Genomic DNA, 14,086 nt, shown 5'->3' with positions numbered 1-14,086 from the left:
GCCGCACAGGCCACGAAAGGAGGAGTGAGCAGGAGACTCAACCTATGGGTGACGTGTCCGCGACCACCCACATCGAGAAGAACTGCGAGCCTCCGCCATAGGCGTGGCCGAGCGCCTTACGGGCGCCGTCGACCTGGTGTTCGCCCGCCCGCCCGCGCACCTGGAGCGCGGCCTCGGCGAACCGCAGCATCCCGGACGCCCCGATGGGGTTGGTGGACAGCACCCCGCCCGAGGGATTGACCGGAAGTTCGCCGTCGAGTTCGGTCACCCCCGACTCGGTGAGCTTCCAGCCCTCCCCCTCGTCCGCGAAGCCCAGGTTCTCCAGCCACATGGGTTCGTACCAGCTGAAGGGCACATACATCTCCACCGCGTCGATCTCCCGGCGCGGATCGGTGATCCCGGCCTGGCGGTAGACATCGGCCGCGCAGTCCCGGCCGGCCCTCGGCGAGACGAAGTCCTTCCCCGCGAAGAGCGTCGGCTCACTGCGCATGGCGCCGCCGTGCATCCAGGCGGGCCGATACGGGGCGCGCTCCGCGCCCGCGCGGTCGGTCAGCACCATGGCGCAGGCGCCGTCGGAGGAGGGGCAGGTCTCGGAGTAGCGGATGGGGTCCCACAGCATCGGGGACGACCGCACCTGGTCCAGCGTCAGATCGTGCTCGTGGAGATGCGCGTAGGGGTTGCGCAGGGCGTTGCGGCGGTCCTTGTAGGCCACGAGGGCGCCGATGCCGGAGGGCGCGCCGGTGCGCCGCATGTACGCCCGGACGTGCGGGGCGAAGAAGCCGCCCGCCCCGGCCAGCAGCGGCTGCTGGAAGGGGATGGGCAGGGACAGCCCCCACATGGCGTTCGACTCCGACTGCTTCTCGAAGGCGAGGGTGAGGACGGTCCGGTGGACACGGGCGGCGACCAGGCCCGCGGCCACCAGCGCGGTGGAGCCGCCGACCGAGCCCGCGGTGTGCACGCGCAGCATCGGCTTGCCGACCGCGCCGAGCGCGTCGGCGAGGTACAGCTCGGGCATCATCACGCCCTCGAAGAAGTCGGGGGCCTTGCCGATGACGACGGCGTCGATGTCCGACCAGGTCAGCTGGGCGTCCTCCAGGGCCCGTACGGCGGCCTCCCGGACCAGCCCGGCGATGGAGACGTCGCGGCGTGCGGCGGTGTGCTTGGTCTGGCCGATCCCGACGACGGCCACCGGCTCCTTCGTCATGAGGCATCCCCTTCCAGGACGGCCACCAGGTTCTGCTGGAGACAAGGGCCCGAGGTGGCGTGGGCGAGGGCCCGGTCGGCGGCGCCGCGGTGGATGGCGGCGGCGGCCTCGCCGAGGCGGATCAGCCCGGCGGCCATCATGGGGTTGGCGGCCAGCGCCCCGCCGGACGGATTGACGCGTACGTCCTCCCCCAGCCGCAGCTCACGGCGGAGGATCAGCTCCTGCGAGGTGAACGGCGCATGCAGCTCGGCCAGGTCGACGGGGGCCTCGAAGGCGCCCGCGCGCTCGGCGGCGAGCCGGCTGGACGGGGAGCGGGTGAGGTCCCGTACGCCGAGGCCGTGCGCCTCCGTCCGGTGGTCCATGCCGCGGATCCAGGCGGGGCGGCGGCAGATCCGGCGCGCGGTGTCCCCGGCGGCGAGCACGACGGCGGCCGCGCCGTCGCCGACCGGCGGGCAGTCGTGGCGGCGCAGCGGCCGCACCAGGTACGGCTCGTCCAGGAGGGCCTCGGGCGGGGCCGAACCGGCCAGCTGGGCGTGGGGGTTGTCCTCGGCCGCGGTCCGGCTGCGCGCCGCGACCCCGGCCAGCGCCCGCTCGTCCGCGACGATGCCCCCCGTGTCTCCCGTGTCTCCCGTGTCCCGGGTGGCTTCCGCGTCGAGCAGCGCCTGGGCCTGGAGGGCGGCGAGGGAGACCGAGTCCGGCCACAGGGGCGCCACGTAGTACGGGTCGAGCTGGCGGGTGAGGACCTCCCGCAGATCCCCGGGCGAGGACTTGCCGTACGAGTAGACCAGCGCGGTCTCCGCCTCGCCCGTCAGCAGTCTCGTCCACGCCTCGTACAGCGCCCAGGCGCCGTCCATCTCCACATGGGACTCCGAGATGGGCGGCCAGGCGCCGACGCCGTCGAGGGCCATGGTGAAGGAGAAGGCGCGGCCCGCCAGGTAGTCGCAGGAGCCGGAGCAGGTGAAGTCGATCTCGCCCGCCCGGAGTCCGACGGCGTCGAGCACCTGGTGGAGGACGGGCATCAACATCTCGACCTCGGAGATCTCCGCGGTGTCGCGCCGGTGGTCGCTCTGACCGAAGGCGACGATGGCCACCTCTCGCATCTACAACAGCTCCTTGTAGGTGTCGTAGTCGGCGTCGGGTTCGCCGCTGGGGCGGTAGTGGTCGGGGTAGCGGCCGTCCTCGCTCCACACGGGCTCCACGCGCAGCCCCATGCGCACCTCGTCGTAGGGGATGCCTCCGATGCGCGCGTGGAGGGCCAGATCGGCGCCGTCCAGGGCGATGTGGGCGTAGACGTACGGCACCTCGATATCGAGGTTGCGGGCCTTGATGTTGACGATGCAGAAGGTGGTGACCGTGCCGCGCGGGCCGACCTCCACCTGCTCCTCGGTGGCGACACCGCAGGTGGGGCAGGCGCCCCGGGGCGGGACGTACACCTTGCGGCAGGACGGGCAGCGCTCCCCGTAGGTGGTGTGGTCGGCGAGGGCCCTCAGATAGCGCGACTGGGCGCGGCCGGGCGCGTAGCTGTAGTCGAGGCGGGCGGGGGCCACGATGCCGCTGACGGGGTCGGTGAACGTACCCCCGTGCGGCACGGCTTCGCCGCCCCCGGCGCCGTCGTACGGTTCGAAACAGGCGATGTCGGTGATGGCGCCCTCGCGCTCCGCGGCCCAGCGGATCCGCACCCGCATCCCGGTGCGCACGGCGTCGGGGCCGGGTGCGTCGAGGGCGTGGAGGAGGGCGGTGTCCGCGCCGTCCAGCCGCACCAGCACCCAGGCGAAGGGGGTGCGCAGGGGCTGGCCGCGGCGCGGCGCGGGGTTCCAGGCCCAGGTGGTGACGGTGCCGGTGGGGGCGACCTCGACCAGGTCGGCCAGCTCGTCGGCGGTGACCGGGTCGTATTCGACGGGCGGCACCAGCACCCGGCCGTCGGTGGTGCGCACACCGAGCACGGTGTGTTCGCGCAGTCCGGTGAGGAAGGCGCTCTGCACCGGGCCGAGGGAGCGGGTGAACGGGAACTCGACGACCAGAGGCGCCTGGAGCACCTCGGGTGAGGGGGCCGGGGTCATGGGGGTGGGTCTCCTTCCGCGCGGCCGCGGGGTGGGCGCGGCGGGCCTGAGGTGTGGGGGTCACGCCCGGCGGTAGACCGGCGGCCGTTTCTCCGCGAAGGCCTTCGAGCCCTCCTTGGCGTCGGCGGTGTCGAAGATGGGCCAGCCGCGCTCGAGTTCGGACTTCAGGCCGTCGGTCTCGGTCATCTCGGCGGTCTCGTAGACCGATGCCTTGACCGCCTCGACGGCCAGCGGGCCGTTGGCGTTGATCAGCTCGGCGAGCTCCAGGGCCTTCTCCAGCGCCGTGCCGTCCGGGACGACATGGCCGATCAGGCCGATCCGCGCCGCCTCCTCGGCCGGGTAGGGGCGCCCGGTGAGCAGCATCTCCAGGGCGTGGGTGCGGGGCAGTTGGCGGGCCAGCCGTACGGTGGAGCCGCCGATGGGGAAGAGACCGCGCCGGACCTCGAAGAGCCCGAAGGTGGCGCCGCGGCCCGCGATACGGATGTCGGTGCCCTGGAGGATCTCGGTGCCGCCCGCGACACAGGGGCCCTCCACGGCGGCGATCACCGGCTTGCGCGGCCGATGGTGGCGGAGCATCGCCTTCCAGTGCAGATCGGGGTCGGCCGCCAGGCGGTCGCGGACGTGCTGTCCGTCCATCCGGCCGCCGCCCGCGAGCGCCTTGAGGTCCATTCCCGCGCAGAAGGCCCCGCCGGCGCCGGTGAGCACCACGGAGCGCACGGCGTCGTCCTCGTCGGCCTCGGTCCAGCCGTCGTACAGCCCGACCAGCATCGGCAGCGAGAGCGCGTTCCTGGCCTCGGGCCGGTTCAAGGTGAGCACCAGGGTCGCGCCGACGCGCTCGACGATGAGGTGTTCGGTCCCGCTTGTCACGACGTCCTCCCGTCTCAAGACCTAGAACAGGTTGCAGCAGCCGGGGACCGACTTCAAGAGAAATCTGATGCTCAGTCAGATTTCTTGTTCCGCAGCCCTTCCCACCTCATCCCGGCGCGGCTCTAATGAGCGCCGAGCCGCCGGATCGAGGGGTATCGAGGGGTCAGGAGGAGTCGTGGAGTACAACCTTGCCGACCTGTTCGAGTCGATCGTCGACACCGTGCCAGGCAGAGAGGCGCTGGTGTACCTCGACCACCCCGGCACCGGGGCCGAACGGCGGCTCAGCTACGCCCAGCTGGACGCGGCCGCCAACCGGCTCGGCCACCATCTGATGGACAGCGGTATCACCCCGGGCGAGCATGTCGGACTGCATCTGTGCAACGGCGTGGAGTACCTCCAGACCGCGCTGGCCTGCCTGAAGATCCGGGCGGTACCGGTGAACGTCAACTACCGTTATGTGGAAGACGAGTTGGTCTATCTCTACCGCGACGCGGAGCTGGCCGCGCTGGTCTACGACGCCGAGTTCGGCGAGCGGGTGGCCGCCGCGCTGCCCCACACCGGCACCCTGCGCCATCTGGTGCGGGTCGGCCTCGGCGGCGGCCCCGGCCCATCCGTGGCGTTCACCGACGCCGAGGCGTCCGGGTCGCCCGAGCGCGACTTCCCGGCCCGGTCCGCCGACGACCGCTTCATCATCTACACCGGCGGCACCACCGGCATGCCCAAGGGCGTGGTCTGGCGGCAGGAGGACCTCTTCTTCTCCGGCCTCGGCGGCGGCGCCCCGACCGGCCAGCCCGTCGAGCGCCCGGAGGAGCTGGCCGAGCGGGTGGCCGCGGGCGGCGAGGGGCTGGTCTTCTTCCCCACCCCGCCGCTGATGCACGGAACCTCCACCCTTACGGCCTTCATCGGCTTCAACTTCGGCCAGAAGGTGGTGCTGCACCGGAAGTTCCTGCCGGAGGCGGTGCTGAGGACCATCGAGAAGGAGAAGGTCACCTCGGTCTCGCTGGTCGGCGACGCGATGCTGCGGCCCCTGGTGGACGCCCTGACCGGCCCCCTCAAGGGCACCGACCTCTCCTCGCTGCTCAGCGTCAGCAGCTCGGGCGCGATCCTCTCGGAGACCGTACGCGCGCAGTTCGCCGAGCTCTCCCCGCACACCCTGCTGCTGAACAACTTCGGCTCCTCGGAGTCCGGGTTCAACGGCACGGCCACCGCCGACTCCGGCCCCGAGAAGGGCTTCCGGCTGCGCGTCAACGCCCGTACGACCGTGGTGGACCCGGCGACCCTCGCCCCGGTGGCGCCCGGTGAACCCGGCCGGATCGCCCAGCGCGGCCATGTGCCGCTCGGCTATTACAACGACCCGGAGAAGTCCGCCGAGACCTTCTTCGAGGCGGACGGGGCGCGCTGGGTGCTGCTCGGCGACATGGCGACCGTCGACGAGAACGGTGTGATCACCGTACTCGGGCGCGGTTCCCAGTGCATCAACACCGGGGGCGAGAAGGTCTATCCGGAGGAGGTCGAGCAGGCCCTGAAGGCCCATCCGGAGGTGTACGACGCGCTCGTGGCGGGCGTTCCGGACACCCGCTGGGGCCATCGGGTCGCGGCCGTCGTCCAGCCCCGTACGGAGGCCACCGGGCTCACCGCCGACGCGGTCCGCGACCACTGCCGGGAGCGGCTCGCGGGCTACAAGATCCCCCGTACGGTCGTCTTCACCGACCGCATCCAGCGCTCCCCCAGCGGCAAGGCGGACTACCGCTGGGCGCGGGCGGTGGCGGAGGGAGCGGACCAGCCGGACACCCCGTAGGCTGACCGGGTGATCGTTCCTCCTCCTATGACCCTGGCCGACGGGATCACGATGCGGATCGCCGCCGCGGACGACGCCGAGGCGCTCGCGGACGCGTTCACGCGCAACCTCGAGCATCTGCGCCCCACCAGCCCGCCGCGGGACGAGAGCTTCTTCACCGCCGGCGGCCAGGCCGCCCGGCTGCGGGACCAGCTGGAGCAGTGGGAGTCCGGCCGACTGGTGCCCTTGGTGCTGACCGACGGCGAGCGGATCCTGGGCACGGTCGCCCTGTCGCACATCGTCCTCGGGCCCTGGCGCAACGCCCATCTCAGCTACTGGGTCGACGCCGGGCACGTCGGCCGCGGGCTGGCCACCCGGGCCGTCCGGTCCGTCTGCCGGACGGCCGATGAGCGGCTGGGGCTGCACCGGATCGAGGCCAGCACGCTGGTGGAGAACGTCCCGTCCCAACGGGTCCTGCTGGGCTGCGGATTCACCCGGATCGGCATGGCGCCGGACTATCTGCACATCGCCGGCGCCTGGCGGGACCATCTGCTCTTCCAGCGCGTCCTCAACGACCGCCCCGTGCCCTGACCGCCGTCTTACGGCGCTCCGCGCCCGCACACCGAGGGCAGCGAGCGGCCCAGTGCCACGGTGTGCAGCGGGTCCAGATGGCGCCCGTGGACCACGGCGGCGGCCCCGGCCGCGAGGTGCCCCACGCAGGAGGGGGACTCGCGTACGGCCGCCGAGTCCGCGATGGCGCGCACGAGTTCGCCGTTGATCCGGTTGATCTCCAGCCGGACCCGGCCGAGGTCGGGGCGTTCGGTGGGCGCCTGTGCGGGGTCGGCGTCCCAGCGGCTGTACAGGCCGCGCTGGACGACCTTGCTGGCCTCGATCTGGTCACGGAAGATCCGCGATGTGGCCACCGGGTCGGCACCCAGCTCCTCGGCCTGCCGCGCCACCGCCTCCAGGACCTCCCGCTCCCGCGCCGGGTCGTCGATCGGGCTGTCGGTGCCCCACTTCGCGGCGGCGACCTCGTCGGCCACCAGCACCCGCTGCGCGGACAGGTCGACCAGCGGCCGGAGGGTGCCGTGCTGGACCCGGGCCGGGCCGGCCGGTGCGGCGACGGCGGCGGTGGCCCCGGTGGCCAGCACGGTGGCGGCCAGCACGGCGATCAGCGCATGACGCGGGGACGGATGCGGTCGCATGGGGTTCCTCTCTCGGCGGTACGGGCGGCCCGCGCCATCGTCCAGGCGGCCGGGTGGCGGGGTCTGGAACGATAGGGCGCCACACCGCGAGCACGCCACGGGGCCGGTCCCGCGGGAAGCGGAACCGGCCCCCTGAGCGAGATGGCCGGATCGGGCGGGCCGTGGCGGCCATCCCCGCCCTCAGCGTGGGGTCTGACCGGCGTCGGCCGCTCCCTCCCAGTACGGCTCGCGCAGCCGCCGCTTGTAGAGCTTGCCGTTGGGGTCGCGTGGCATCTCGGCGATGAACTCCACCGACTTGGGGCATTTGTAGCCCGCGAGCCGGGTGGTGCAGTGGGCGAGGATCTCCTCGGCCAGACCGGGCCCCGGCGCATGTCCCTCGGCGGGCTCCACGACCGCGATGACCTGCTCGCCCCAGTCCTCGTGGGGGATCCCGAAGGCGGCGGCGTCGGCCACGGCCGGATGGGTGAGCAGCGCGGCCTCGATCTCGGCGGGGTAGATGTTGACCCCGCCGGAGATGATCAGGTCGATCTTGCGGTCGCGGAGGTAGAGATAGCCGTCCTCGTCCAGGAGGCCGAGGTCGCCGACGGTGAAGAAGTCGCCGATGCGGTTCTTCTCGGTCTTGGACTTGTCCTTGTGGTAGGCGAAGCCCCCGGTGCTCATCTTCATGTAGACGGTGCCGAGTTCACCGGCGGCGAGCCGGGTGCCCTCGTCGTCGAAGATGGCGATCTCGCTGATCGGCCAGGGGCGGCCGACGGTCCCCGGCTTCTTCAGCCAGTCCTCGGCGGTGGCGAAGGCGCCGCCACCCTCGCTGGCCGCGTAGTACTCCTCGACGCAGCCGCCCCACCAGTCGATCATCCCGCGCTTGACGTGGTCGGGGCAGGGCGCGGCGCCGTGGATGGCGTGGCGCATCGACGAGACGTCGTAAGACCGCTTGACCTCGTCGGGGAGGGCGAGCAGCCGGTGGAACTGGGTCGGCACCATATGGGTGTGCGTACAGCGGTAGGTGTCGATCAGGCGCAGCATCTCCTGCGGCGTCCACTTGTCCATGAGCACCAGGGGATGGCCGATGTGCAGCGAGGAGCTCGCGAACTGTAGGACGGCGGTGTGGTAGAGCGGTGAGCACACCAGATGGACGTGGTCGGGCTCCTCGTCGCGCGGGGTGATGCCGAAGAACCGCAGGAAGCCGCCGAGGTGGCTCTCCTCGGGGAGCTTTCCGGTCAGCGCACGGCGGATGCCGCGCGGCCGGCCCGTGGTGCCGGAGGTGTAGTTCATCACCCAGCCCAGCTCGCGGTCGGCGGGCGGCTCCTCCGGCTGCCCCTCGAGGAGTTCGGCGTACGGGCGGAAGCCGTCGATGGCGCCGACGGCGTAGCGGTGGGTCGCGGGCAGCCCCGCCTCGTCCGCGGCCGCGGCCGCCTGCCCGCCGTAGCGCTCATGGGCGATCAGCACCTTGGCACCGGAGTCGGAGACGATCCAGGCGATCTCGGGGCCGACCAGATGGTGGTTGACCGGCACCAGATAGAGCCCGGCCTGGGTGGCGGCGAGCGCGGCGACGAAGAACTCCACCCCGTTGGGCAGGACGACCGCCAGGGCGTCGCCGCGGCGCAGCCCGGCGGCGCGCAGCCCGGCGACGAGCCGGTTGCACGCGCTGTGCAGCCGCCCGGCGGTCCACTCCTCGCCGTCCGGGGCGATGAGCACGGTGCGGTCGGGCTCGAGCGCGGCCTGGGCCCAGAAGCCGTTGGGTGTAGGGGACATGGCGGTCCGGTCCTCCTTCTGACGGCGGGGTCAGGGAATGTCGAACAGGGGTGGGCAGTGGTGTGCGGGGCGCGCGTCAGGCGCGTCCGGCGATGCGGTTGACGCGGTCGATGGCGCGCTCGAAGCCGCGGGTCAGATCGTCGAAGACCGCTTGCACCGGGCGGACGGAGTCCATCCGGCCGACGATCTGGCCGACCGGCGTGCCGAGCAGCGGTTCCACCTCGTACTTCTGGATGCGCGAGACGGCCTCGGCCACCAGCAGCCCCTGGAGCGGCATGGGCAGCGGGCCCGGACCGTCCGGGTCCTCCCAGGCGTCGGTCCACTCGGTGCGCAGCTGGCGGGCGGGTTTGCCGGTGAGGGCGCGGGAGCGCACGGTGTCCCCGGATCCGGCCGCCAGCAGCTTGCGGATGAGGGCGGCCGAATGGAGTTCGGCCTCCTCGGTGGTGAGCCAGAGGGAGCCGATCCACACGCCCTGGGCGCCCAGCGCCAGCCCGGCGGCGATCTGCTCGCCGCTGCCGATGCCGCCCGCGGCGAGCACCGGCAGCGGGTCCACGGCCCGCACCACTTCGGGGGTGAGCACCATGGAGGCGATCTCGCCGGTGTGGCCGCCCGCCTCATAGCCCTGGGCGACGATGACATCCAGCCCGGCCTCCTTGTGGTGGAGGGCGTGGCGGGCGCTGCCCGCGAGGGCGGCCACGAGAATGCCGTGGTCATGGGCGCGGGCCACGACATCGGCCGGGGGCGAGCCCAGGGCGTTGGCCAGGAGTTTCACGGGATAGTCGAAGGCCACGTCGAGCTGGCTGCGGGCCACCTGCTCGAGCCAGCCGGTGATCCGCCAGCCGGACGCCTCGCCCTCGGCGAGCTCGGGGACGCCGTGCTTGGCGAGGGTCTCCCGGACGAAGGCGCGGTGACCTTCGGGGATCATCGCCTCGATGTCGGCCTCGGTGACCCCCTCCACCTTCTTCGCGGGCATCACGACGTCCAGGCCGTACGGTCTGCCGTCGGTGTGCGCCTCCATCCAGTCGAGGTCGCGGGCCAGCTCCTCGCCCGCGCCGTAGCGGACCGCGCCGAGCACACCGAAGCCACCGGCCCGGCTGATCGCCGCGGCCACGGCGGGGAACGGCGTGAAACCGAAGACGGCGTGCTCGACACCCAGCCTTGTGCTCAGCTCCGTCTGCATGAGCGGCAGGATGCCGCAGGGCGCCGGACGAGGGAAGAGTTTTTCTGACGCTACGTCAGATTCGATGCGAGAAAACCACGCACCGGGCCGTGTGGAGGGGCCCCGCGGGCTCCCGAGGGCTCCCGGGAGCCCCGAGGGTCACCTCTCCAGCACCGCCATGGCCGCGTTGTGCCCGGGGATTCCGCTCACCCCGCCGCCGCGCACCGCGCCCGCGCCACAGAGCAGCACATTGGCGTGGCGCGTCTCCACGCCCCAGCGGCCGGTGCCCTCCTGGGCGTACGGGAAGGCCAGGTCCCGATGGAAGATGTTGCCGCCGGGCAGCCGCAGATCGGCGTCCAGGTCCAGCGGGGTCTTGGCCTCGACGCACGGCCGCCCGTCGGCGTCCTCCGCCAGACAGTCGGCGATCGGCTCGGCGAGATGGGCGTCCAGCTCCGCGAGGGTGGCGCGCAGCAGCGCGGCGCGCGCCGCGTCGTTGTCCTCGGTGAACAGCCGGGCGGGGGTGTGCAGTCCGAACAGGGTCAGGGTCTGATAGCCCTCGCGGGCGAGCTCCGGGCCGAGGATCGACGGATCGGTCAGCGAGTGGCAGTAGATCTCCGACGGCGGCCGGTGCGGCAGCTCCCCCGCGGCCGCCTGCCGGTACGCCTCCTCCAGCGCGCCGTAGCCCTCGGCGATGTGGAACGTGCCGGAGAACGCCTCGCGCGGGTCCACCTCGCGGTCGCGCAGCGCGGGCAGCCTGCGCAGCAGCATGTTCACCTTGAGCTGCGCCCCTTCGGCGGGCGGCGCGGGCGACTCCTCGCCCAGCAGCCGGGCCAGTTCACGCGGCGCCGCCCCGACGAGCACATACCGGGCGGCCGCGGTGGACTCCCCCGCCTCGCCCTCGTACCGCACCTCGGCCGAGGTGCCGTCGGTGGCGATCGACGTGACCTCGCGTCCGGTCGCGATGCGCGCCCCCGCCGTGCGGGCGGCGTCGGCGAGCGCGTCGGTGAGCGCGCCCATGCCGCCGACGGGGACGTCCCAGTCGCCGGTGCCGCCGCCGATCACGTGGTACAGGAAGCAACGGTTCTGACGCAGCGACGGGTCGTGGGCCCGGGCGAAGGTGCCGATGAGCGCGTCGGTGAGGACCACGCCCCGGACGAGGTCGTCGTCGAACGCGGCCTCGATCGCCTCCCCCAGCGGCCGCTCGAACAGCGCCTGCCACGCCGCGTCGTCCCCGATCCGCGCCCGCAGCTCCTCCCGGGTGGGCAGCGGTTCGGTCAGCGTGGGGAAGACCCGCTCGGCGACGCGCTGGGTCATGCCGTAGAACCGCTCCCAGGACGCGTACTCCCGGTCCGACCCGGTCAGCCGCTCGAACGCGGCGCGCGTCCGGCCCGTGGCGGCGGTGTCCACCAGCAGCCCGGTGGGGCGCCCGCCCCGGACGTCGGGCGTGTACGAGGACACCGCGCGCTTGCGCACCGCGAAGCGCAGTCCGAGGTCGTCGACGATCTGCCGCGGCAACAGGCTCACCAGGTAGGAGTAGCGGGACAGCCGTGCGTCCATCCCGGGATAGGGCCGTGTGGACACGGCCGCGCCACCGGTGTGGCCGAGGCGCTCGAGCACCAGCACGCTCCGCCCGGCGCGGGCGAGGTACGCGGCGGCGACCAGACCGTTGTGACCACCGCCGACGATGACGACGTCGTACGCATCGCTGTGAGACATGCCCTCTGGTTAGCACGCGGTGATCGGCGGGGCCAGGCCGCCAAGGGGTCACCTCGGCCGCCGGGGGCGCCTCCGCCGCCGGAGGTCACGTCTGCCGCGCCCGCCGCACCGCGGTTTCGTCCGTTTCGGCAGTTTCAGCCGTGTCGGCGGTTTCAGCCGTTTCGGCCGTCTCTTCGCGGCGGCCCAGCCGCTCCAGGCAGTGCGCCTCGTCGCCGCGGCTGACCAGGGTGTCGGGATGGTCGGCACCGAGGACGCGTACGCGGGCGCGGGTCACCCGGCGGTAGTCGGCCAGCGCGTCGGACCAGCGGCCGAGCCAGCCCAGGGCGACGGCCACCTCGCGACGGCTGACCAGGGTGTCGGGGTGGTCCGGGCCCAGGGCGCGCTCGCGCAGGGCGCAGACCTCCCGCGCCTCGGCGAGCGCCTCCTCCCAGCGGCCCAGCCGCCCCAGGCCGACGCCGAGGCCGTGCCGGGCGCGCAGGGTCTCCGGATCGGCGGGGCCCTGGGCGCGGGTGCGGTCCTCGACCAGGGCGCGGTAGACCGCGAGGGCCTCCTCGCCCCGGCCCAGCCGCCCCAGACCGGCGCCGATCTCATAGCGGGCCGCGAGGGTGTCCGGGTGGTGGGGGCCGAGGGTGCGGGCGCGGGCGGCGGCCACCTCGCGGAAGATGCCCAGTGCCTCGCCCCAGCGGTCCAGGCGCCCGAGGGCGCACGCCACCTCGTAACGGGTGACCAGCGTGTCGGGGTGGTCGGGGCCCAGCACCCGGGCGCGGGCCGCGGCCACCCGCTCCGCCATCCGGTACGCATCCGCCCGGCGCCCCAGACAGCCCAGGTTGAAGGCGAGGTTGTGGCGGCAGCGCAGGGTGTCGGGGTGGTCGGCGCCCATGGTCCGCTCGCGGGCGGCGAGCACGGCGGTGTAGGCGTCGTGGGCCTCGGTGAAGCGGCCGAGGCGACCCAGGGTGAACGCGGTCTCCTGGCGGGCGGCGAGGGTGTCGGGATGGTCCGGGCCCAGGACGCACCGGCGGCCCGCCGCGACCCGCTCGTACTCGCGCAGCGCGTCCCCCGGGCGGCCCAGGGCCCCGAGGGCGAAGGCGATCTCGTAGCGGCTGGCGAGGGTGTCGGGGTGGTCGGCGCCCAGTACGCGCTCGCGCTGGGCGGCCACCGCGCGGTGGGTTTCCACGGCCTCCGCCCAGCGGCCCGTCCGCCCCAGGTCCAGCCCGGCGCGGTGCCGCTCGGCGAGCCGGGCCCGCTCCCCGGGCGGGTCGGGCTCAGCCGTGCCACGGCCCCCGGTCCAGGCGCCGGTGAGCGCGGCGGACGCGTCGGGCGGGGTCGCCGACAGCAGTCCCACCCCGCCGGTGTGCGCCTTGGACCCGGTGGTCATACGGCGGGCCCAGGCCGGGAGGCGGGGAGCCGACGGCCCGGCGGTGAGAAGGCGCGGAGCAGGCGGCCCCGCGGCCGGGAGCGCGCCGCGCCGCTCGGGGAACGGCAGCGGCCGCCGGGATGCCCGCCCCGGGGCGATCCGCCGGGCGAACTCGGCGGCGTCGCGCGGGCGGTCCTCCGGGGCCTTGGCCAGCAGTGCGAGGACGGCGCGCTCGAACGGCTCGGGGAGCTCGGGCCGGTGGCGGCGCGGCGGGGCGGGCGCGGTGTGGCGGTGGCCGACGAGGATCGCCCAGGCGTCGTCGAGGGCGAACGGCGGCGCCCCCGTGGCCAGTTCGTAGAGCACACAGCCCAGCGAGTACAGATCGCTGCGGTGGTCCACCGGGTCGCCCGCGATCTGCTCGGGCGACATGTAGTGCGGAGTGCCCATCGCGACGCCGGTGCCGGTGAGCCGGGAGGTGAAGCCGACGTCGTCGCCGAGGCGGGCGATGCCGAAGTCGCAGAGCTTCACGGTGCCGTCGGTGAGCCGCATGATGTTGGCCGGCTTCAGATCGCGGTGCACCACCCCCTGGTCATGGGTGTACGCGAGGGCCTCGGCCACCTGCTCGGCGATGTCCAGCACCTCGGGGACCGGCAGCGGCCGGCGCGCATTGTCGCGCAGCAGCCGGCCGAGGTCACGGCCCTCCAGCAGCTCCATGACCAGGTAGAGTCCGCCCTCGTGCTCGCCGAAGTCATGCACCACCGTGACCCCGCGGTGCTGTAGCGCCGCGGCCACCCGCGCCTCCCGGCGGAAGCGCTCGCGCACCACACCGGTGAACGAGGGGTCGTGCCGCGACCCCAGCGGTTTGAGGCATTTGACGGCGACGCGGCGGCCGAGCGACTCGTCCCGCGCCCGCCACACCTCGCCCATTCCCCCGCGCCCGATCCGGTCCAGCAGCCGGTACCGGCCCTGGATCAGCTTGATGTCCGCCATGC

11 protein-coding genes are annotated in these 14,086 nt (G+C 73.5%); 2 read left to right on the top strand and 9 right to left on the bottom strand.

Annotation, left to right across the window (positions count from 1 at the left end):
• Positions 1-37: 37 nt before the first annotated feature.
• From ABD329_RS22865 to ABD329_RS22850, 4 genes are read right to left on the bottom strand one after another with little or no spacing between them, the layout of a single operon-like run.
• Complete coding sequence (locus tag ABD329_RS22865) at positions 38-1,204, bottom strand: thiolase domain-containing protein (protein ID WP_198276628.1); 1,167 nt, start codon at positions 1,202-1,204, stop codon at positions 38-40.
• Complete coding sequence (locus ABD329_RS22860; protein WP_198276627.1) at positions 1,201-2,304, bottom strand: thiolase domain-containing protein; 1,104 nt, start codon at positions 2,302-2,304, stop codon at positions 1,201-1,203. Before ABD329_RS22860 ends, ABD329_RS22865 begins: the two co-directional genes overlap by 4 nt.
• The gene (locus tag ABD329_RS22855; RefSeq protein WP_344316827.1) at positions 2,305-3,264 is read right to left on the bottom strand and encodes a Zn-ribbon domain-containing OB-fold protein; all 960 of its coding nucleotides are present in this window, start codon (positions 3,262-3,264) and stop codon (positions 2,305-2,307) included.
• A 60-nt stretch (positions 3,265-3,324) separates the two neighbouring features.
• Positions 3,325-4,131: a crotonase/enoyl-CoA hydratase family protein gene (locus ABD329_RS22850; RefSeq protein WP_020873526.1), complete on the bottom strand. Its 807-nt coding sequence runs from the start codon at positions 4,129-4,131 to the stop codon at positions 3,325-3,327.
• A gap of 175 nt (positions 4,132-4,306) precedes the next feature.
• Here ABD329_RS22850 and ABD329_RS22845 point away from each other — a divergent pair, with 175 nt between their 5' ends.
• Both ABD329_RS22845 and ABD329_RS22840 read left to right on the top strand, forming a co-directional pair.
• Positions 4,307-5,929 carry an acyl-CoA synthetase gene (locus tag ABD329_RS22845; protein ID WP_198279044.1) on the top strand — a complete coding sequence of 541 codons (1,623 nt, stop codon included), beginning with the start codon at positions 4,307-4,309 and terminating at the stop codon, positions 5,927-5,929.
• 9 nt (positions 5,930-5,938) lie between these two features.
• On the top strand, positions 5,939-6,499 hold the full coding sequence (locus tag ABD329_RS22840) for a GNAT family N-acetyltransferase (RefSeq protein WP_425574369.1): 561 nt from the start codon (positions 5,939-5,941) through the stop codon (positions 6,497-6,499).
• Positions 6,500-6,507: 8 nt separating this feature from the next.
• Here the strand turns inward: ABD329_RS22840 and ABD329_RS22835 are convergent, their stop codons facing one another.
• The 5 genes from ABD329_RS22835 to ABD329_RS22815 all read right to left on the bottom strand — a co-directional run bounded on the left by ABD329_RS22835 (position 6,508) and on the right by ABD329_RS22815 (position 14,084).
• Complete coding sequence (locus ABD329_RS22835; protein ID WP_198279046.1) at positions 6,508-7,113, bottom strand: chorismate mutase; 606 nt, start codon at positions 7,111-7,113, stop codon at positions 6,508-6,510.
• A 180-nt stretch (positions 7,114-7,293) separates the two neighbouring features.
• Complete coding sequence (locus ABD329_RS22830; RefSeq protein ID WP_198279047.1) at positions 7,294-8,865, bottom strand: acyl-CoA synthetase; 1,572 nt, start codon at positions 8,863-8,865, stop codon at positions 7,294-7,296.
• Positions 8,866-8,941: 76 nt separating this feature from the next.
• The gene (locus ABD329_RS22825; RefSeq protein WP_037958637.1) at positions 8,942-10,045 is read right to left on the bottom strand and encodes an NAD(P)H-dependent flavin oxidoreductase; all 1,104 of its coding nucleotides are present in this window, start codon (positions 10,043-10,045) and stop codon (positions 8,942-8,944) included.
• A 138-nt stretch (positions 10,046-10,183) separates the two neighbouring features.
• Positions 10,184-11,740: a phytoene desaturase family protein gene (locus ABD329_RS22820; RefSeq protein ID WP_198279048.1), complete on the bottom strand. Its 1,557-nt coding sequence runs from the start codon at positions 11,738-11,740 to the stop codon at positions 10,184-10,186.
• 85 nt (positions 11,741-11,825) lie between these two features.
• Positions 11,826-14,084, bottom strand: a complete 2,259-nt coding sequence (locus ABD329_RS22815; protein WP_198279049.1) for a serine/threonine-protein kinase — start codon at positions 14,082-14,084, stop codon at positions 11,826-11,828.
• Between the last annotated feature and the right edge of the window lie 2 nt (positions 14,085-14,086).

This window comes from Streptomyces javensis (assembly GCF_039525925.1).
Taxonomy (GTDB): Bacteria; Actinomycetota; Actinomycetes; order Streptomycetales; family Streptomycetaceae; genus Streptomyces; species Streptomyces asiaticus.
The sequence above is the reverse complement of the archived record's forward strand: the minus strand, read 5'-3'. Positions and strand labels throughout refer to the sequence as shown.